This is a genomic window from Palleronia sp., from assembly GCF_042089775.1.
In the GTDB taxonomy this organism is placed as follows: Bacteria; Pseudomonadota; Alphaproteobacteria; order Rhodobacterales; family Rhodobacteraceae; genus Palleronia.
Map to the genome: position 1 here is coordinate 55,130 of NZ_JBELKF010000005.1, position 20,372 is coordinate 75,501.

Consider the following 20,372-nt stretch of genomic DNA (forward strand, 5'->3'; position numbering starts at 1 on the left):
AGCAGAGAAGGCGGTCACGACCACGGCGACGGCATGGACGCCCCGCTGAAGGAAAAGATCGCCTCACGCGAAAGCTGGGGCACTGTGGCTCAGCGCTACGTGATGGAGTGGATGATGGTCTGGGAGGACGTGACCGTCGGCTTCACTGTTGCCGGCATCATCGCCGCCTTCGTGCCGAAGAGCTTTTTTCAATGGCTGTTCATCGGCGGCGACAACCCGAATTTCTTCGAACTGCTCGCGCAGGCGCTGGTCGGCCCCGTGGCGGCGTTCTTCACGTTTATCGGTTCGATGGGGACATCCCGCTTGCGGCCGTTCTCTACGGCAACGGTGTCGCCTTCGCGGGGATTATGGCCTTCGTCTTTTCGGATCTCGTGGTGATCCCGGTCTTGCGGGTAAACGCGCAATACTACGGCTGGAAGATGGCGCTCTATATCCTTGGCGTGTTCCTCGTCGTCCTGGTGGCGACAGCGATGCTCCTGCACTATGGCTTCGCGGCTTTGGGCTATTGCCTTCTGCAGAAGAGGTTCGCGCCGTGACGGATCGCGTGTTCTTCAAGCTCGACTACACCTCCTGGCTCAACATGGCGTTCGGTGCTCTCAGCCTCGGCTGTCTCGCGTGGAAGATCGCACGGTCCGGATGGAGTTTCGCGATCGGCGCCGGCGTGGTGGAGAAGGGTCTGTTCTTTCTCGCGCTCGCGTCCTACGCGTGGCTGGCGGTCGGTGTCTTTGTCGGAGCTTAGACGTCGATTGGCGCTGTGATCGCTCTGCGGTCACAGGAAATAATGAGCAGGCGGGCCCAGGGCGCCTGCCGCAAGCCAGGTACGCGGGTTGCCTCGATGCGGCGGAGCGACCTACGATTGGCTGGTGGTTATGGATTCATGGCGTTGCCGGCAGTCACGCAAATCCACCGGGACAAATCTCGCGGAGGGGCACGAGAGCGCAGGGTGTAGCAGTAGGGAAACGAGCCGCCATGGGCGTCAAAACTCTACACGAGGCGAGGCCCGCGGACTGCCACCCTCGGAGGTAATCGAGCGGGATCAGGCGTGAGGATCCAGAGGATCAATGCGCGCGGCGCTCTTGAAGCGCTTTCCGTGCTGGTCGGGCCGCTCAAGCAAGCCATCTTGGCCCTTCGGCCTCTCAGCGCCGGATGTCTGACGAGGCGCTCCAGACATGCTGCGGCCGACGATTGTCGTCTTCTCGCATACGCCTTTCTCCGCCACAAAGGGTCGGCGCCGTAATCGGCCCACCCGCGGGATGGGGAGAGGATCCAGCAGGTAAGGGACGGCGTGCCATCAGGCGGAAATCCCACGACGCCCCGGCTCTGTTGGCACGTTCCACTCAATGCGCTGCCCGTCCCGAGACCTGTGTGACACGCAATTTCGCGCCTCCGCCGATCGACATATTGACCCTGATCAATGCGCCGCCTTCCCGGCGCGGGTATCTCTCGGGGCATCGATAGGAGAGAAATCATGGCCAAGACAATGCGCGCAGCGGTAGTCCGCGAGTTTGGCGAGCCGTTGGTGATCGAGGACGTGCCCGTGCCTGAACCGGGGCCAGGTGAAGTTCTGGTCAAGGTAGAGGCCTGTGGCGTCTGCCATACAGATCTCCACGCGGCCGACGGTGATTGGCCGGTGAAACCCGCCCTGCCCTTCATTCCGGGCCACGAGGTGGCGGGGACCGTGGAGAAGCTAGGTCCCGGCGTGACCGAGCTGAAGGAGGGCGACCGCGTCGGGGTCGCCTGGTTGCACGACGCCTGCCGGAACTGCGAGTACTGCGAAACCGGGTGGGAAACGCTGTGCGAGGACCAGCATAACACTGGCTACAGCGTGAACGGCGGCTTTGCCGAATACGTCATTGCTTCAGCTCCCTTCGCCGCTCGCCTGCCTAAGAACGTGGACGTCGCCGAGATCGCGCCGATCCTCTGCGCCGGTGTAACGACTTACAAAGGCCTGAAGGAGACCGAAGCGAAGCCGGGCGAATGGGTCGTTATTTCCGGGGTCGGTGGCCTCGGCCACGTCGCTATCCAATACGCCAAGGCAATGGGACTGAAGGTCGCCGCGCTCGATATCGCGTCAGACAAATTGTCCCTGGCGAAACAGGCAGGGGCCGATCTCGCGGTCAATGCCACGGATGCTGACGCCGCGCAGCGGATCATCGAAGCGACGGGCGGTGGCGCGCACGGTGTCCTGGTGACAGCAGTGTCGCGCCCGGCCTTTGCCCAAGCACTGGAAGTTGTACGCCGCAAGGGCACGGTGAGCCTCGTGGGACTCCCGCCGGGGGATTTCCCGACGCCGATCTTCCCGGTCGTCCTGAAACGGATCACGGTGCGCGGCTCCATCGTCGGGACCAGGCGCGATCTGGAAGAGGCACTTGCCTTTGCAGCTGATGGCAAGGTGAAGGCCGAGGTTCATCGAGCCCGGCTCGAGGACATAAACGACATCTTCGGCCGTCTCAGGGCCGGCAAGGTGGACGGTCGAATGGTGCTGCAGTTCGCATAGCAGGCGTCAGTGACGGCCTGCTCGGGGAGCGACTTGCGTCGCTCCCCCCCATCCCGGCTTGACGGCCTCATCGCCGATGGCAAGGCTCTGCATTCCCGCGACGCCGCTATCCAGGAGAGAGCGCCGTGCCATGACTGAAGAACGCCTGCCGGCACTCTCCGTCACCGGGGAAGGGGGCAATCTGACCCTCACCATAGATGGCGACCTTGTGCTGCCGCATGCAACGGCCCTGCACCTCGCCTTGCAGGATGTGGCCGCAAATCAAGATGCGCGGTTCGATCTGAGCGAGGTCGGTCGTTTCGACACCTCGGGTGCGTGGCTCCTAGTGGGAGCGCAGCAGCGCTTTGCCGCGGCCGGACACGAACTGACCATCATCGGCGCGAATGACGAGGTCGACAGCCTGATCCGTGCCGTCGCCGATGCGATGCCCAAGCCGGAAGCACCGCTCCCGGCGAGGAATGGGATCATCACAAAGATGGACCACACCGGCCGCGCCGTGACAGCGAGTTTGCAGTACGGGCTCGCGCTGATCGCTTACCTGGGTCTCTTCCTCGCCCGATTGGGCCGCTCGCTGCGGCACCCGCGCGAATTCCGTCTGATCTCTCTGGTCCATCATTGCCAGGAGGTGGGGATCAAGGCCGTACCCATCGTCTCGCTGATGGCATTCCTGATCGGAGTTGTGCTGGCATTTCAGGGCTCTGCTCAGCTACGCCAGTTCGGGGCCGAAGTCTTTGTCGTTGATCTCATCGCCATTTCGGTTCTGCGCGAGCTCGGTATTTTGCTCACCGCCATCATCGTTGCGGGGCGGACTGCCTCGGCCTTCACGGCGTCCATCGGCTCAATGAAGATGCGCGAGGAGATCGACGCGATGCGGACGCTCGGACTGGACCCCGCCATGGTCCTGTTCGTGCCGCGGATCCTGGCGCTCCTGCTCATGCTGCCGATCCTTGGCCTGATCGCCAATCTAATGGGCCTGTTCGGTGGCGGGCTGATGTCGTGGATCGAACTTGGCATCTCACCTGCCATGTTCCACACTCGGCTCGTCGAAGGCAGCGGAGCTGGCCATTTGATGGTGGGAATGATCAAGGCTCCGGTCTTTGCCCTGATCATCGGGATCGTCGGCTGCCACGCGGGAATGCAGGTGCAAAGCAACGCCGAGTCGCTGGGTCGGATGACCTCGAATGCGGTCGTGACGGCAATATTCGCAGTGATCGTCGCGGACGCGTTGTTTTCGCTCTTCTTCGCGCAGATCGGGATCTGAGCATGGTTGGCGGAAGGCACAGTGACAGCGACACCGTCATCTGCGTGAGAGGGCTGCGCAACCAGTTCGGCAACCATGTGGTGCATGAGAATCTCGATCTCCACGTCCGCCGGGGCGAAATACTGGGAGTGGTCGGCGGCTCCGGCACTGGAAAGTCGGTCCTGCTGCGCACCATCTCCGGATTGCAGACTCCGGCAGCGGGCAGCGTCGAGGTTCTGGGCGTCGATGTCCTGCACGCGGACGAAGAGGCACGCGCGGGCCTCGAGGCGCGCTGGGGGGTGATGTTCCAAGACGCGGCACTGTTCTCGTCACTGACCGTGCGTGAGAATGTCGAGGTGCCGATGCGGGCAGTGGCGGGGCTCGATCCGGCAATCCGGAAAGAGCTGGCAGACCTTCGGCTTTCGATGGCCGGTCTGCCGTGGGCGGCGGGGGACAAGTACCCTTCCGAACTGTCCAGCGGCATGCGCAAACGGGCGGGGCTTGCTCGCGCACTCGCACTGGATCCCGAAATTGTCTTCCTGGACGAGCCGACTGCCGGCCTCGATCCGATCGGAGCTTCGGCGTTCGACGAGCTGATTGTCCGCCTGAGCCGGGCAATGGGATTGACCGTGTTCTTGGTGACCCACGATCTGGATACGCTTCATGCGGTGTGTGATCGGATCGCCGTGCTCGCCGAACGCAAAGTGCTGGTGACGGGGACAATGAAAGAGATGCTGAAGGTCGACCACCCGTGGGTTCACGCATATTTTCACGGGCCGCGCGCCCGGGCGGCACTTGATGCCGCCGCGCCGGAATAGGACGACGCAAAAGCCATGGAAACCAAGGCAAACTATGTTCTGATCGGGGCCTTTACCTTGGCCGGCTTCTTCGGCCTTTTAGGGTTTTTTCTCTGGTTTGCTCGGGTCGAGCTGGACCGCCAGTTCGATTATTATGACGTTGCCTTCAGCTCAGTCTCGGGCCTGAACAATGCGTCCGACGTTCGGTTTGCGGGCCTGCCCGTGGGACAAGTGGTGTCGGTGGGCTTCTCTCCTGAAGGAGACGGAAGGATCCGGGTTCGGGTCGAGGTGGATGCGGCAACTCCGGTGCGCACCAACTCCATCGCCACGATAGAGGCCCAAGGCGTAACGGGTGTTTCGTTCGTAAGCATCAGCCCTGGCAGCCCCGATGCGCCGCTGTTGGAACCCACTGCGTCCGAGCCCACCCCCGAGATCGAGGCCGGCCGCTCGGTTCTGCAGAGCCTGTCGGAGGATGCCCCCGAGCTGCTCGCAGAGGCGCTGAACATCGTGCAAGAGGTCAGCGACCTGTTGAGCAGCGAGAACCGCGCCCAGGTCGAGCGTATCCTGAGCAATGTAGAAAACGCCTCGCTCGACTTTTCGCAGGCTCTTTCGGATTTCTCCGGCGTGGCGGGATCGGTGTCCCAGTTCGCGACGCAGATCGACAGCTTCAACGACATGCTCGCGGGTCTGACCAGTTCAATGGAAGACGTTCTGACGACCGCCGACGATACCCTGCTGAAGATCGGGGGCCTCGCGCTGGATGCCCGGAGCGTCCTGTCGGCCGGCGTCGAGGCACTGGGCGAGGCGCAGACTGCCGCGTCCGAGGTGAGCCGTTATCTCTCGGAGGATCTTTCCGATGCCACCGGCGAGGTGCAGCTCACGATGGCTGAAGCTCGGTCGCATATCGACGGGCTGTCGTCGCAGGCTGCGACCACACTGGGTGCCATCAGAGGGACGGCAGATCTCGCCAGCGCCAGGCTGGCCCAGGCGGAAGCGCTGTTCGAGTCCGCCGATGCATCCATCGCCCGCGTTGACACTGCGCTTGCGGCCGTCGAACGAGCGGCCACAACCATCGACGTGGTGATGACCGGCGACGGAGCCGCGCTGATCGCCGAGACCCGCGCCGCCGTGGCTGAGACCACTGAGGCGGTCCGGATCGTGACCGAGACGGCGGAACGCGATCTGCCTGCGATCATGGCAAACGTACGTGCGGCCACGTCAGACGCGAAAGAGGCGATCGGTGCCATTGCGACCGACCTCAGCTCCGCGACTGGCCGTATCGACAAGCTGACTGAGAAGGCCGAGCTTGCGCTCGATAGCGCAACGACGACGTTCTCCAACGCAAACGAGATGCTCGTTGCGATCAACAGCGCGCTCGTCACAGGTGACGCCGCCCTTGCCGCTGCCGAACGGGCGTTTCAGGGGGCGGACCGGGTCATCAACGAAGATGTGGCAAGCATCACCGCTGACCTTCGGACTACACTCACTGAACTCAACTCGGCGATCGGCCAGGTGGCCGAGGACCTGCCGGCAATTACCGCAGATCTCCGCGGCGCGGCCACCACGGCCGAGGGAGCGTTTGCCGAGCTGGGGCCGGTCATCTCCGCCTCAGGCGGCGCCGTTGGCGATTTCACCAGTCTCGCCCGGGAAACCCGCAGCCTGATCGAGCATCTCGACAATCTGGTCGGCCAGTTGCAGCGGGATCCGGCCCGCTTCTTCCTCAATCAGCGGACTCCCGACTTCAGAAGATAAGGAACATGCCGATGCACCGACCCATTCATCTCGGGCTCATCGCCCTGCTCTGCACCTTCTTTGTCAGCGGGTGTTCAGCGATTTCGGCCCTAGACGGTGCAGGACGTTCCCTTGCAGTCGTTGACTTGCGTGCGCCTGATAACTTCGCGGCAGACCAGAGCACCCGCACACGCGATCTGATCGTGGAACTGCCCGGGACGGGCGGCGCGCTCGACACCGACCGGATCATGATCCGCCCCACTCCTTTGGCTGCCCAATACTTGCCCGGCGTCCGCTGGTCGGATACCACGCCGGTGATGCTGCAGACACTGATGCTGCGCAGTCTGGAGAATACCCAAGGCCTGCGTTATATCGGCCGTCGTCCGATCAGTTCCGAGGGCGATGTCGCGCTCATCAGCGAACTCACGAATTTCGAGGCCGAACAAACGGGCCAAGACACGGCTCGCATCACGCTGCGGCTGATCGCGCGGCTGGTCCGCGAGGACGATGCAGAAATCCTCGCGACGAGGATCTTCACTGCGGGCGCTGACACTCCCTCAACGGAAACGGACGCGCTCTTGCAGGGGTTTGATCGCGCCGCAAATATCCTGCTGAACGATTTGACGCGTTGGACTATGGGAACTTTGGGCATCGGCCTCCGCATTACCGAGACCGCCCAGGTGTCACAAGAGTCTCGATAGCCAGACTCGTTTAGACCCTGTTGACAAAAGGGGATTCACGTAGGGCACCGGCCATGATTCAAGCCGGTATCTGCGATGGAGACCAGCTTGGCACGAGACCTGATGTCGGACGAGGAGTGGGCGTTCTTTGAGCGTTTCATCTTGGCCGTCCGCGCCCCGAACGGACGCAAACCCAGGAACCATCGTCTTGTTCTTGATGGGATTTTCTGGATCGCCCGAACCGGTGCTCCATGGCGTGACCTGCCGGAAGAGTTCGGCAAGTGGTCAAGCGTTTATCGCCAGTTCCGTCGCTGGACACTGGCCGGGCTATGAGAGGAGATCGCGCTCGACTTTGCCGTAGACATCCCGAAAACAGCTTCACGCCCTCGGGTCTGTTCGTCCCGAGCATGAGACGCATCTTTTCCCGGTTCGGAAGCGGTTTGAGTATCGAGAAGTCGGGAAGATACGTCGCCACTCCCTAGGATCGGAAGGCGTTCTTGAGAAGGTGTAGGACCCTGATCTCGCCCTTCAAGCCCGCAGGCAGCTGCTTGGCGGTGTCTTCCCAGTTCGGATCACCGACAAAGTCTCCGAACTGGTGTGCGACCTTGGGATTTACCGAATGCCTGCTCACCTCCTCGGTCATGAAGTTGAACAGGAACTCGCCCGTGCGACCCTTCAGAAAGTCGCAGACCTCCTCGATACGAACGACCCAATTGGTCGGGTCTATAAACGTGAATGTGAAGCCGTTGGGAATGCGCAGCGCGATCTGATCAAGGTTGTCCTCGAATGCCCCGTCGAAGACATGGATTTCGATGTGGTCTTTACGCTGAGCATAGGCGCGCAGGCGTGCTACTGCGTCAGGGTCCTTCTCACACGGGTAGAAGCGGACTTTCAGTCTCGGACCTCGACGGCGTGGCTCGACGAATTCTCTTACCGTTTCCAGCAGATCGACTGCCACGCCGAACGACGCATCTGAACACCCCTCCTCATCACGAACTTTCCACGGACCTGCAAAACCGTCGACGTAGTTGAACGCGTCCCAGCCGCCGTGAAGAACCTTGGCGCCAAGGTCTCCAGATATCGACGCAAGAACGCATGCTTGATAAAGGTTTGCTCGCGGCCAACGTAGAGCTCGGTGGTGAGGTTCATGCGGGCTGAAGCTCCGCAAGGATCGACGGCGGCACGATCTGCCAAGGGAAACCGTTCCACTCCTCTCCATCGAGAAGACGTCCGCCGGACTTCGGCCGAGCGCCGCCCCACTGCTTGAAGAAGAACGCCGCGCCGGACCGCTCACAGGCGACACGAAGCTCGGTGGCCCACTCCGCTCGCATTGGTCGCGCACGGGGGCCGCTCTCTCCACCCACGATCGCCCATGCGACGCCGTTCAGGTCCACTTCGCCAATTGATCCCAGAAGCGGCTCGAAGGATATGAAACGCGCGACGGAGTTGATTTGCCGAAGGTGCTCAATCCGCCTCTTGTGCGCAGCATCTTCCACCGACACACCGAGCCAGATGTGTTTTGGCACCGGCCCGTCATCGTAATGCTTTTTCAGGTAATTGCGCATCAACGACAACGTTTTGTCAGGACTTGGTAGACATGCCAATCGGCGGCTTCCATAGCGTCGAATACCTTGTCGATGTAGCTGCGGTCGACGTCCTTGTGAAAGAGGTCGCTCATCGAGTTTACAAAAATCATGCGCGGCTTCCTCCAGCGCGCGGGCTGCTCCAGGCGCGACGGCCACAGTCGGAGGTCAAACCCCTGCTCGTAGGGGTGGTTCTTGATACCTCGCCATCGCTCAGCAAACCGCTCCGCTTAGCAGTTGTCGCATCCCGGACCGACCTTGGTGCAGCCGGTCACCGGGTTCCATGTCGCGTCGGTCCATTCGATTTCCGAATTCTGCGCCATAAGAATTCCTCCACGTCTGTGGATGACCGTCGCATGCCGAAGGGAAAAGGGAACGCTCTCATACTTATGGGGGTTCAGCTGCATCACATACTCATTTTCGATATGATACGAATCATTAACGAATTTAGATATGATGTCGTCCTGATGCTTGCCTTCAATAATTCTGAAGAGTTGGATCTTTTCATATCCAACGTCGGTTTCCAGAAACTTCGCTTTCATCTCCCCGTTATCACTGACTTGCTGCACGAGAGCGTCGTAGTCGAATGATGGTATAAGTTTTCTGATTTCTGTCTCAGCGGTGGTTTTCTCTTGGGCGCTCATTTCACGGTTTTCAGCTTTGAGAGTTGGGACAGTGCGCCTATGGAACAAACTGGCTAGGAGATTGTATTCTAAGCCAACGTTATCCAAAATTTCGTAGTGCCGACGTAGGTAGATAGCTTTGATCACATCGTCGATGTTCTCCGTAAGGATGTCCTTACAGATCTTCGCGAACGTGCGGATATCATCGCTAGTGATCGTCGCTTCTTTGACCTCACCCTGCCTGCACGAAAGAAAGGTCGCAGATGGTTTTGGGTCCTTGAACTTGTGCGCCATGCTTTTAACAACGTCAATTGCTGGTTCAATGTCGTGCGTGAGCATCAACGTCGTCCTATTTCGAAGACTGCCTTTCCCCCGGAAAAGCTGGTGCAGAATTGCGAATTTCTTGTTCTTATCAAACGATGAGATCGGGTCGTCCAGAATGACAATATCGGGCTCTTCACTAATCACCTGATGCATGAAGAGAACCAAAGCGAAAGCGTTCTTCTCGCCATAGCTAAGGTGCGTGGAGGCAGATTCGACGAACTCTGTTAAATCATCGTGAACCAATTTCATCTTGCAGGAATCTGGCTCGGATATGATCTTAACAGCGTATTTATATCCCGCAGACTTCAGAAAGCCATTTATGCTATCTTGGTTTTCATCGATCGTTTTTTTGATCTTGGCTTTGTGCTTGTTGATCTGACCTTTGAGGTTGCCAACCTGTCCGATCAGTTTGTCTAGCTGGGCGTTTATAGGATCGGTGACGGCCCGGGTCTGATCAGAATCAAGTTTGTCGATCATACCAAGATCGATTTTTAGGAGAGGCATTTTCTTGTCGATCTCGTCAACGTCGCGCAGCGAAAAGAATGAAATTGTTCTCAGCCCGTCTAGCTGCTGAATCAACGCCTCTATGCTATTCTTGAGATCACTCAGGAAGCTCTTTTGAGGTGCCGTAAGTTCCGTTTTTGCTTTTGTGATCTTCGCAAGGTTCTCTTGGCAGCCGTCGCTGAAATACTTACCCAAACGCTCTATGACATCCTTCAGATTATTGAGGTGGCCGATGGCCGTCGCGTCGTATTCTTTGGCGACGGCCAGCGCTGTCTCCTTCTGCTCAGGGTTGGGCAGGGCGGTTGCGCAATAGGGACAGGTATCTCCTAATTCTAGAAATTCTTTGCCTTTTATCTGCCAGCCTATCCATTTTGATGGGTTGGCGCTCTTTACGAACATCTCGAACGGCGTCAAAGCATCGGGAATGTTGTCGATTTTGTTGCCTGAGCCAAATGCTTTGAGCACTTTACTGGACTTCGCGATTGAGCCATCCTTGTTTGGCTTACCGAAAGCGTCTCCAAGATCTTTGAGATCTTTTATTGTCTGCTCGATTTCAGGTTTTTCCGCAAACGCCTTCTTAATGCCGTCAAAGAGCTTTTCGATATCCGCCATTGCCGTGTCATACTCAGGGGTCTTGATAAAGATATCAAAGCTGTTTTTGACAACCTCATCTTGCTGAAAGGCGAACATATTCACGTATTCTTCATCAAAGACTAGAGCTGAACTTATATCCCCAATCCCATCAACCTTTGGCTGCGCTGCGCCTGCTTTTCCGCGGCTTTTGAACGGCATTAGCTCCCCTAGTGTGCCATCGTCGCGGGCTTGACGAACAATGGCTTTAGCGATTGTACTTTTGCCAATCCCATTGGGACCAAATTTAATGTTTAGGCTCCCCTTCTTCACGCAGATTTTCGCTTTGTCGATACTGTTGCAGTTTTCTATGGTAATTTCGTAGTCGGCCATGATGCCCTCAAATTGCACTGGCTCTACTATAGGAACCAAGACCTGTTGACGAAAGTAGTCTTTTGTTGACGCCGCCTTATTCACCGAATCCGATTTTGGCGGCCCGGAAGCGGCGTCGGCGGCATGCGGGGCGCTCTCGGCGCAGCCACGTAGCTGGATGGGCGGCCGCCGAAGAGGTCTGGCGCTCCTGGACGGGCAAGACGGGGCCTTGCCGGGCGTCGCGCAGCGCGATCCGGTGATTTTTGCAAACACGTCTTCGTCGCCCAAGGGCGTTGGTGGCTTTCACGGTGGTAGCAATCGCGGGTGCTACGGGTCTGCCCATTGCAGCGCCATGAGCCTTGGCCAGAGCGCGGCCCAGAACGGCGCAGCGGCAGAGGAGAGCGCCAGCGTCATGCGCCGCCCGGACATCACCAGCCGTGCCCCCGCCCGCAGGACCCGCTCTCGCAGACGGCGCAGGCTCCAGCCAGTGCCGGTCGCCTCCGCCATGGCGCGGCGGGCGACGTGCATCACCTGGTATGCCAGGCAAGCGATGAGCAGGCGCACTTCGTTGCAGGCAAAGGCGTCGATGGCCGGCGTCTTCGACTTGGTCTTCTTGCCCCGCCATTGCGACTTGGCCCGGTTGGTCGAGGACAGCGCTGGTGCCAACACGTCCTTCAGTTCGCCCATGTGGCCCTCGGCCTTGCCGCGTTCGCGGTAATGCGCCAACACCTCGCGCCGCGTCTTCGCCGTCCAGTCGAGTGAAGTGACCAGGAAGAAGCGGTCCAGCAGCAGATCACCCTCGCGTTCCTTCACCACCAGGACCACACGCCGCGGCTCGTCCCAGCTTGCGGCCTGGTAGCGCAGCTCGTGAAGCCACATGCGCGGCTCGGCAGGCCGCCGCCCCGGCGGGCGCTTCATGAAGGGCTCGGCCAGACGGTCCAGCACCGCATTCGCCCGCAGGCGGGAGACGTAGTCGATGCCGCGTGCATCAAGACCGGCAAGCAGAGCCGCCGACGGGAAGCCCGCGTCGATCCTGACCATGGCCACGTCGCAGAAGCTCTTCTGCGCCCGGTCCACGACATCCAGGATCACGTCCAGCGCCCCGTCGGCAGTGGCAACATTGCCTGCCCTGAGCCGGGCATCGAGCATGTCGCCGGTCTCGGCGATCGAGGTGATCAACGGATGATAGATGCGGGCCGCATAGTGGCCGTTCCACTCCGCCTTCGGCTGGTGGCCATGCACCTCGATCGGCGCGCTGTCTACATCGAGGGTCACCGAGCGCAGACGCTTGCCGCCGTGTTCCGCCCTGATCCCGCGCCCGGCAAATTCCAGCACCGCCTCGCGCAGGACCTTGAGCTTTGCAGGCTTGGCCATCAGAGCCGTGAACCGCGACAAGGTCGGCTGCGAGGCCAGCCCCGATCCGTCAGCGAGCGGCGTCAGCCCCGCCGCCGAGCTGGTTGCCAGACGGAACGCCGGGTCTTGGCGCAGCGCATCCGCATCATCATGATCCCGCCAACCCTGCGCAGCCAGAAGAACGCTGGTGCGGATCAGCGAAGCGAGATCGTGGGTCACATCCACCTTGCTGCGCGGGTCCTTCAGCCGCTCGGTCATCCATGGCACGATCCTGCTGCATTCCATGACCTCGCGCAGCATCACCGCCCCCGGGTCCCCCGTCAGTCGATCTGACCGGCTTTCGATCCGCAGGGACCGATTGAACTGCGGCATGACAGGCTGTAGCGTTTCACCCATGCGTGTGTCCAAAGCTGCTGGTGGGTTTTGTCTTAGCAGCTTGATTCTACGGTGCTTGTGGGCGCACGCAACTCCCCTGAACCGATTTGGATGAATAAGACGGGTTGACCGTGCGACCTCAACGCATGCCAACGATCGGCATGACCGCCGTGAATGTCCGCTTGCTACGGTGGTGCCTTTCGATTTCGCCTGCAGCGAACGACCGCTCTCCGCCCGTGGTGTCGATCAGGCGTGTACCGGCCGGAGCGCCTGGCTGACTGTGCGCTGCCATAACAAGGCAGGTCTGCATGGGCGGCCGCAGCGAACTTCGGTTTTCCGCCCTTCGTGTCGCCACCTGAACTCATGCTGCGCCTCGCAAGAATTTCGCAGAAGGGCCGCTTGCCGCTAAAGGTTCGGGCCAACGGCGCCTTTAAATAGTCTTGACATCCGACTACGATGTCATAATGTTCTGCTACGGCCGATGCGCAGGCCGGTGTGCCCGCCACGCGAAGCCACGCAGCGCCGATAGAGACACTTCGATCATTCCATGCCGCAGGCAGGGTCTGATTAGCAGCGGGCACCTAGTCGGATCCGATTTGAACATGGATCATGACAGACCAATCGAACATTCGGAAATTGAAGACCTTTGCCAAACGTTATGCGCGTGCGGAAAGGATCGAACAATGCAAGGCGCTCGACCTAGTCGCTGAGCGCGTTGGGTTTGGCCACTGGAATGCTTTAAGAGCGGCCGAAAAGGGTGGATGGACTCCAACCACGGGCGAGATTGCAGCTGCCCAGCGACTTGTTGAGGAAGTGCATCCCTATCTGAGACCAGCTCCCAGCAACGACCGCTGCGCGTCAAGCCCCGAACGTTTCAGTCATGGCGAAGAGGAAGGCAGCCTGAACGGGCATGCATACAAGCTCCTGAACGACTTGGACGATGTTTTAGTGCTGGGGGACGGCTGGACGATTCGTGTGTACGAATCACCTGGAAAACCGCCCTCCTGCGAAGTTGAAGACCATAAGGCTGATGGGAGCCCCCTACTCAATGACGGTTTCAGGGCTGAGGCTGTCGCTCTTGCAAGGTCCTACGCTCAGAAGGTCAGAGCTAGAATTTCTGTCGATTGGGACCGTCGTTGCACTCGGCCGGCCTCAGATGGGACTGTCCGCCACCCACTAGGCCGCGGTGAGGCCGACACTTGGTATTGCCTGCACTGCAATGGCAGGCTCGCTGGCCGTCAGCTCGCGGATAACATATGGCATTGTTCAGGATGTGGAGCCTCGCCGCTAGATACTTTTCTTGAGCCATTTTGGCTCAATGAGGAAGATGAAGTCCCGAACGATGTAGATGCTTCAAGTAATGAGGAGGCAGTTGCAACGCCAGATGTTGAGATCGTTGAGCCCAGACTAAAGCTCGAACTCAATCAAGCCAGCATTGCGTTGTTGATCCGGACCGCATTGTTGGAGGAAGCGACCAATACGAGCGAGCGCCTGGGTGCTCTTTGTGCTGAGATCGTGGTGGACGACAGCGGGGATATAATGCTCGTTCTTGACGAGGACCTCTGGTCCGAGGGCAAGGAAACCGTCTTAGCAAACTCCGTGGCGGCTGAACTAGGCTTGGATCTGGAAGTGGCATGCACCGCAATGACGGCGCCATTTGCTTGGCCAAGTCTGGGTAGGGCAGCCGGAAATACGGGAGAGTACGTGTCGATGCTATTGGCGGCGTACCGGCAACACGGAAAAGTCGTCCGGTAACGGTGAGCATCAGGCCAGCTCCTAGTTACTAGATGATCCGCTCTCGGTCTGCTTTCTAGAAGCTGGCTTCACCATCACAAACGCCAAACGGCAGCTTTGGCCCCAACGCTAAAGTCAGCATTTCTACTGCGACCTCCATCTTGGAGATCGCGCTTCCTGCTTTTTTTGGGCGTACAGCGGCTCATCGTATCTTGGCTGTTGCATCGTCAACATGGAGGGGCGAAGGCCAAGGCCCCGTTTAAGCCCAAGAGATCGTTCGCACGAGTGTGGCACGAGGCGGCTTTGTCCCGCATGCAGGACTGATTGGGCAAGGTCGATCTACGAGACCCGCAAAAGAAACAAAAATTTTGGACCTGGGTGATTCATCAAGTCAACAGAACTCGGCGAAATGCTGAGTTACCGTGTGCTGCGCTTGTCTCTAATGATGACCGATGCAGCCTTAGTGAAGGTGATTGCCAAAATGCCACCAATCCAACCTACCACGGGGCCGGAAAGTGCGACTGCGCCGCCCATCAGAGCGAGCCCCAAGTTACCGATCAATACTGCAAAAGCGATAGCACAGATAGCTGGCCCAACCAGAAGGCACTGGACAAAGAACGTCCTGTTTCGGAACCAGCTCCACAAAGCTCCGACTATCGGCTTCGCTCGAGAAAACATGCCGTAGCTCCCATTGTCGCGCCTACAGACCTACACTGCCGGCACGGGCCTGGCGCTGCAAGGCTTCGCGTGCAAGTGCTGTCATGTGCCCGCCCTTTATGCACATGGCTCGACATCATGCAGCGCAGCGCAAAGATGTCGCAGGAGGACTGGATGTAAGGCCACGCTGCAGCATCATTTGAGGATCTGCCCGCAGCTCCTATGCCGTCCGCTACCTGCGCATCCCAGACTTCGACCTACGCCGTGGGTGAGGACCGCTACCTAATGCCGCAATGCGGATGTGGACAACCGATCAAAGGTTTGGTCTTGACACCGGAGAACCCTTTTCAGGACAGTGATGCCACTCCTTCCTCTCTCAGTAGATCTCCGCGAGCGCGAAACCGCCACGTCCTATACTGCCCGGCTCGCATCTCGGAACGGCGTGTCTGCTGCGGACCTTTGCCAAGACTTCGACGTGACGTTCTCCCAGGTGGTCAACGGGAACCCAGAGGCACTCGCGGTGATCGCAGACCTCGGCGGTGTCTCTGCATCTGACCTTGCCGCGTGGTCACCGATCTACCGGGGCAACCGTCGTCACGACTTTCGCGGTCACATCTTCCACAGCAAGACGATCCGCCGCCCTGAGTTCCACGGATGTCCCCTGTGCCTAAGGGAGGATGCAGAAGAGAGTGATCTTCCGCCTGAGCAAGCAATGGCGATGCAGGGGCATTGGCTCATCCCTCATGTCGGGGTGTGTCTCATCCACGAGCATCCGCTCGTTCCGTTATACCGGGAGTCCCATCCTAGCTGGCGCTACGACTCCGCGCGGCAGCTAACGCCCATCATTCCGGCGATCCTGGGGAAGCAGTTTGATCGCAACCGAGACCTCACCTCCAGCTTCGACGACTGGATTGACGAGCGCCTCGTGGAGGGACGGGGAAATGACTACCTTTCGAAAAACCCTCTCCACGCGGCCTCCAACTTCTGCCGCCTTCTGGGGATCGCACTCCTGCGTCTCGAGGGCCTGACGCTCAGCCACATTGCAGCAGAGTCTAGCCACGGGCTCTATGCGGCGGGCTTTGAGGTTGCGTGCGAGGGCGAGGAGGCGATCCAGAAGGCCCTAAATCGCCTCGAGAGGCTCGTGGAATCTCCGCAGGACGGCCCGAAAAAAGTCTATCCCGCCCTTTATGATCGACTGGCTCACGATTATGAGAGGGACCCAGACTATGCCGCCTTTCGACAGCTCCTTCGGAAGCACATGGCCGAGACTTGGCCCTTAGGTCCCGGGGATGAGCTTCTTGGGGAGCCCGTGGTGGAGCGATACCTCCATTCCGTCGCGACCGCGTCAAAGGCGACTGGCCTCGATCCTCGCCGCCTCCGCAAGCTTCTGATTGCGGAGGGTCTTCTCGCATCTGATTCCACGGCTCGGCCGGACCCCTGGGAAATCTTCGACGCCAAGAGCGCAGCTCCGGTACTCGCGTCCATGGAGGCGATGGTTCCCGCGACCATCTTTCAGGAACTCATCGGCGCCAGCCGCTCACAGTTTGACAACTTGGTCGCGGACGGAGTGCTGTTCCCCGCCAGTGATGCCCACAATACAAACGCCGTTTGGGGACCGCGGGATGGCGAGGCGTTTCTCGCACGTCTCATGGCGGGAGCCGTACAGCTTCGCCAACCGCAACATAGTTGGGAACACATCGCCAAGTCTGCCCAGAGGCTGAAGATCGGGCCCGGCGTCATCGTCCGCGCCATCTGGGAAGGGAAACTACGGCGCGTCGGCAACCTCGAAGGGCGCACGGGGTATGCTGCGGTTTTCGTCGACCACGACGAAGTCTCCCGCCTCCTAGGCGCCGAAGCGCCGCCGGGCTACAGCATCGAAACCTTCGCCAAAACCATAGGCCTGCAGCAGCCATCCGCGTTGCGGCGCTTGATCGAAGATGGTCATACGCCGGCCACCCGCCTGACGAACCCCCGGACCCGGGCGGCGCAAGACTACCTTACCCAGGAAGATGCCGACGCCTTCTATGGCCGCTTTTACACCCTGCGCACTTTGTCCCGGGCGTATAGGCGGACTTGGCAAAGCCTCGCAGCAGAGCTGACGTCGCACAGTGTTGAGCCATTTACCGACCAAGGACGGACCTATGGGCGACTCTTCCAGAAAGACCACGTTGAGGGAATTCTTGGGCCGTCGAAAGACGGGAAGCAATAGCTGGTACTCACGCTACACGACAGATTTCTGGCTGAGGGGCGGCTGGGTGGATTCAACGGGACGCCTCCGACCAAGGAAACGTCCGATGCTTCACCACGCCATCTCCGCCTCCGTGAAAATCCTGCATCCAGATCTCGACTTGAGCAAGAGCCGACTTGGAGACACTCTGCATGATCGTCATCGGCAGGGTCAGCGCGCGCAGCGTGAACCTCAGCCATCTTGCCTGCGAACGACCGGGATCGGCACTAACCTCGTCAACATCCTGTCGACGCGCTCTCAGTTCGACATACTGGCCGCGGACAGACTTCTGGTCCCGATGATCGACAGAGATGCGGGACCCAACGACGAAGGCGCTTCAGCATTACATCATTGCCGAAGATGCCGCTGCCTTCCATGCTCTATTTGTCACGATCAGAACATTGGCCAAGGCGACCGGCCTGTCGTCGCAAGCGGCCTCCGCGGCGCTGCGTAAGGCTGGCGTTCAGCCCTTCTCGCCGCATGGGGCTGACTACGGGGCAACATTTGCTTCCGGAAGGACGCCGGAGCTGCTCAGCTGGTCGAGATGGTCGAGATGGTCGAGATGGTCGAGATGGTGCAGAGCAAAGATCGAAGCTGACTGTCGAATCACAAGCGAGCTGAAGATCCAAAAATTTAAAGAAGGTGGGGCGAACGCTCCGCCTTTTTTGATTCTGCAGGCCCAGTAAGCCTACGCTTCAATGCGTCGGGTCCAGTGGAAGCTAGCGATGCACGAAAGGGTGCGTTCGCTTTGAGAGCCTGCCGGAAGCGACCGCTTCGGAGGCACCGCTTCAAAAACCCGTCTTTTGTCGCAAAGACGGAGATCCGGTGTCGGACGTCAGTCAGTTTAACTGGACTTACAACTTCATCCAGAACAGGCCGAGTACCCGCACGCCCCGCAGATCATGCATCCTTCGGCCATCTGCAACTCATATTGGCCGCAGTTCGGGCAGGCCTTGGCGCTCTGGCCGACTACCGCGACCGCATCGGGGGCGAGAGAGGGGCCTCCGGAAGGCATGAAGCCGGTGTCTATCAGGTGGCGCTCGATCACGCCGCCGATCGCGGCGAGAATCGACGGGATGTAGCGACCCTCCACCCACGCGCCGCCGCGAGGATCGAAGACCGCTTTCAACTCTTCAACGACGAAGGAAACGTCCCCGCCGCGACGGAACACGGCCGAGATCATCCGGGTCAGCGCGACGGTCCAGGCGAAGTGCTCCATGTTCTTCGAATTGACGAAGATCTCGAATGGTCGGCGATGCGCGCCCTGCACGAGGTCGTTCACCGTGATGTACAACGCATGTTCCGACCCCGGCCAACGCAGCTTGTAGGTCCGCCCCTCCAGGGTCTGCGGACGCTCCAGCGGCTCGGACAGGTAGACCAGCTCACCTCCCAAAGACTTGGCCGCGGGACCGACGGTCAGAACGCTGCCGGTGACCTCGTTCGGGCGGTAGGTCGTGCAGCCCTTGCAGCCCCCCTCGTAAGCCTGGAGGTAGACGTCCTTGAAAGCCTCGAACGGGATGTCCTCGGGGCAGTTGATCGTCTTCGAGATCGAGCTGTCGATCCATGCCTGCGCCGCCGCCTGCATCGCAACATGCTCCGCCGGGGTCAGGTCCTGCGCCGTCACGAAATGGTCCGGGAGGGGCGCGTTGCCGTGACGGTCGCGCCACAGCTGGACGGCGTAATCCACCACCTCTTCCTCGCGGCGGGTGCCGTCCTTCTGCAGGACCTTCCGGGTATAGGCGTGGGCGAAGACCGGCTCGATCCCCGACGAGACGTTGCCGGCATAAAGGCTGATCGTCCCCGTCGGCGCGATCGACGTCAGCAGCGCGTTGCGAACGCCGTGCTCGGCCACGGCCGCGTGCACGTCCTCGTCCATCGCGCGCATGGTCTCGCTGGCGAGGAAGGCGTCGCGGTCGAACAGGGGAAAGGCCCCCTTTTCGGCCGCCAGATGCGCCGACGTCAGATACGCGGCGCGGGCGAGCTGGTGCAGCCAGCGCTCGGTCTGCCGCGCCGCCTCGGTCGAGCCGTAGCGCAGCCCGACCATCGCCAACGCGTCGGCCAGGCCCGTCACGCCCAGCCCGATCCGCCGCTTCGCAGCGGCCTCGCGCGCCTGCGCCTCTAGCGGAAAGCGCGAGGTGTCGACCACGTTGTCCATCATCCGCACGGCCGTCGCCACGAGCTCGTCGAATGCGCCCTCGTCCAGCGCGGCGCCCTCTTCGAACGGGTCAGACACAAGCCGCGCCAGGTTGATCGAACCCAACAGGCAGGCGCCATAGGGCGGCAGCGGCTGCTCACCGCAGGGGTTGGTGGCGGCGATTTCCTCGACATAGTGCAGATTGTTGGCGCGGTTGATCCGGTCGATGAAGATCACACCCGGCTCGGCATAGTCGTAGGTCGCCCGCATGATCCGGTTCCACAGGTCCCGGGCGGGCAGCGAGCGATGCACGGTTTCGCCGAACCGCAGATCCCACGGCGCGTCGGCCTTCACCGCCTCCATGAAGGCGTCGGTCACCAGCACGCTGACGTTGAAGTTGCGCAGGCGGGCGGGGTCGGACTTGGCCTCGATGAAGTGCTCGATGTCCGGGTGGTCGCAGCGCAGGCAGGCCATCATGGCACCGCGCCGCGCCCCCGCGGACATGATCGTGCGGCACATCGCGTCCCACACGTCCATGAAGCTGACGGGCCCCGAGGCATCCGCCGCCACGCCCGACACCCCTGCCCCCTTGGGCCGGATCGTCGAGAAGTCATAGCCGATGCCCCCACCCTGCTGCATGGTCAGCGCGGCCTCGCGCAGGTGCTCGAAGATGCCCGACAGCGAATCCGGCACCGTGCCCATGACGAAGCAGTTGAACAAGGTCACGCTCCGCTCGGTTCCGGCGCCGGCGGTCACGCGGCCCGCGGGCAGGAAGCGGAAACCTTCGAGCGCCTCGTAGAAGCGATCTTCCCACGCGGCGGCGTTCACCTCGACCGAGGCGAGCGTGCGGGCGATGCGCCGCCAAGTATCCTCGACCGTGGCGTCCAGAGCCGTTCCGTCCGCCGTCTTCAGGCGGTACTTCATGTCCCAGATCTGCTCGGCAATGGGGGCGGCGAAGCGGGTCATTGGCC

At 60.4% G+C, this 20,372-nt stretch carries 12 protein-coding genes and 3 pseudogenes; 11 read left to right on the plus strand and 4 right to left on the minus strand.

Annotated features, from left to right (window positions below):
• Positions 1–18 precede the first annotated feature (18 nt).
• The 9 genes and pseudogenes from ACFDS3_RS02815 to ACFDS3_RS02855 form a co-directional block, all read left to right on the plus strand.
• Positions 19–378, plus strand: a pseudogene (locus tag ACFDS3_RS02815) (permease); the annotation flags it as partial.
• Complete coding sequence (locus tag ACFDS3_RS02820) at positions 375–536, plus strand: hypothetical protein (protein ID WP_375260822.1); 162 nt, start codon at positions 375–377, stop codon at positions 534–536. The pseudogene ACFDS3_RS02815 and the gene ACFDS3_RS02820, both read left to right, overlap by 4 nt.
• Positions 533–739, plus strand: coding sequence for a hypothetical protein (locus ACFDS3_RS02825; protein ID WP_375260823.1), 207 nt, complete (start codon positions 533–535; stop codon positions 737–739). Before ACFDS3_RS02820 ends, ACFDS3_RS02825 begins: the two co-directional genes overlap by 4 nt.
• 675 nt (positions 740–1,414) lie before the next feature.
• Complete coding sequence (adhP, locus tag ACFDS3_RS02830; protein WP_375260824.1) at positions 1,415–2,497, plus strand: alcohol dehydrogenase AdhP; 1,083 nt, start codon at positions 1,415–1,417, stop codon at positions 2,495–2,497.
• A gap of 130 nt (positions 2,498–2,627) precedes the next feature.
• Complete coding sequence (locus ACFDS3_RS02835; protein WP_375260825.1) at positions 2,628–3,758, plus strand: ABC transporter permease; 1,131 nt, start codon at positions 2,628–2,630, stop codon at positions 3,756–3,758.
• Positions 3,759–3,760: 2 nt separating this feature from the next.
• Positions 3,761–4,555, plus strand: a complete 795-nt coding sequence (locus tag ACFDS3_RS02840) for an ABC transporter ATP-binding protein (protein ID WP_375260826.1) — start codon at positions 3,761–3,763, stop codon at positions 4,553–4,555.
• Positions 4,556–4,612: 57 nt separating this feature from the next.
• Entirely contained in the window at positions 4,613–6,286 is a 1,674-nt protein-coding gene (locus tag ACFDS3_RS02845) for an MlaD family protein (protein WP_375260827.1), read from the plus strand.
• A 5-nt stretch (positions 6,287–6,291) separates the two neighbouring features.
• Positions 6,292–6,966: an ABC-type transport auxiliary lipoprotein family protein gene (locus ACFDS3_RS02850; RefSeq protein WP_375260828.1), complete on the plus strand. Its 675-nt coding sequence runs from the start codon at positions 6,292–6,294 to the stop codon at positions 6,964–6,966.
• Positions 6,967–7,041: 75 nt separating this feature from the next.
• A pseudogene (locus ACFDS3_RS02855) lies at positions 7,042–7,275 on the plus strand (transposase); the annotation flags it as partial.
• A gap of 148 nt (positions 7,276–7,423) precedes the next feature.
• On the opposite strand, the gene tcmP reads toward ACFDS3_RS02855, so the two are convergent.
• From tcmP to ACFDS3_RS02870, 3 genes and pseudogenes are all read right to left on the minus strand, one after another.
• Positions 7,424–8,164, minus strand: coding sequence for a three-Cys-motif partner protein TcmP (tcmP, locus tag ACFDS3_RS02860; protein WP_375260829.1), 741 nt, complete (start codon positions 8,162–8,164; stop codon positions 7,424–7,426).
• A pseudogene (locus tag ACFDS3_RS02865) lies at positions 8,091–10,942 on the minus strand (DUF5131 family protein). The gene tcmP and the pseudogene ACFDS3_RS02865 overlap by 74 nt, the downstream one beginning before the upstream one ends.
• A gap of 306 nt (positions 10,943–11,248) precedes the next feature.
• Entirely contained in the window at positions 11,249–12,670 is a 1,422-nt protein-coding gene (locus tag ACFDS3_RS02870; protein WP_375260830.1) for an IS1380 family transposase, read from the minus strand.
• Positions 12,671–13,258: 588 nt separating this feature from the next.
• On the opposite strand from ACFDS3_RS02870, the gene ACFDS3_RS02875 reads away from it, so the two are divergent.
• Positions 13,259–14,404 (plus strand): hypothetical protein, encoded by a 1,146-nt coding sequence (locus tag ACFDS3_RS02875; RefSeq protein ID WP_375260831.1) that lies wholly within the window; start codon positions 13,259–13,261, stop codon positions 14,402–14,404.
• Between the two features lie 994 nt (positions 14,405–15,398).
• Positions 15,399–17,249 (plus strand): TniQ family protein, encoded by a 1,851-nt coding sequence (locus ACFDS3_RS02880; RefSeq protein WP_375260832.1) that lies wholly within the window; start codon positions 15,399–15,401, stop codon positions 17,247–17,249.
• A gap of 880 nt (positions 17,250–18,129) precedes the next feature.
• Here ACFDS3_RS02880 and ACFDS3_RS02885 read toward each other — a convergent pair.
• Positions 18,130–20,367 carry an adenosylcobalamin-dependent ribonucleoside-diphosphate reductase gene (locus tag ACFDS3_RS02885; RefSeq protein WP_375260833.1) on the minus strand — a complete coding sequence of 746 codons (2,238 nt, stop codon included), beginning with the start codon at positions 20,365–20,367 and terminating at the stop codon, positions 18,130–18,132.
• Positions 20,368–20,372 lie beyond the last annotated feature (5 nt).

Bases quoted from the DNA above. Each gene is read 5' to 3' on its own strand.
- ACFDS3_RS02885 (WP_375260833.1), bottom strand. From the start codon at position 20,367: ATGACCCGCTTCGCCGCCCCCATTGCCGAGCAGATCTGGGACATGAAG.
- ACFDS3_RS02850 (WP_375260828.1), top strand. From the start codon at position 6,292: ATGCCGATGCACCGACCCATTCATCTCGGGCTCATCGCCCTGCTCTGC.
- ACFDS3_RS02835 (WP_375260825.1), top strand. From the start codon at position 2,628: ATGACTGAAGAACGCCTGCCGGCACTCTCCGTCACCGGGGAAGGGGGC.
- ACFDS3_RS02840 (WP_375260826.1), top strand. From the start codon at position 3,761: ATGGTTGGCGGAAGGCACAGTGACAGCGACACCGTCATCTGCGTGAGA.
- adhP (WP_375260824.1), top strand. From the start codon at position 1,415: ATGCGCCGCCTTCCCGGCGCGGGTATCTCTCGGGGCATCGATAGGAGA.
- ACFDS3_RS02875 (WP_375260831.1), top strand. From the start codon at position 13,259: ATGACAGACCAATCGAACATTCGGAAATTGAAGACCTTTGCCAAACGT.
- ACFDS3_RS02880 (WP_375260832.1), top strand. From the start codon at position 15,399: ATGCCACTCCTTCCTCTCTCAGTAGATCTCCGCGAGCGCGAAACCGCC.
- ACFDS3_RS02870 (WP_375260830.1), bottom strand. From the start codon at position 12,670: ATGGGTGAAACGCTACAGCCTGTCATGCCGCAGTTCAATCGGTCCCTG.
- tcmP (WP_375260829.1), bottom strand. From the start codon at position 8,164: ATGGAGAGGAGTGGAACGGTTTCCCTTGGCAGATCGTGCCGCCGTCGA.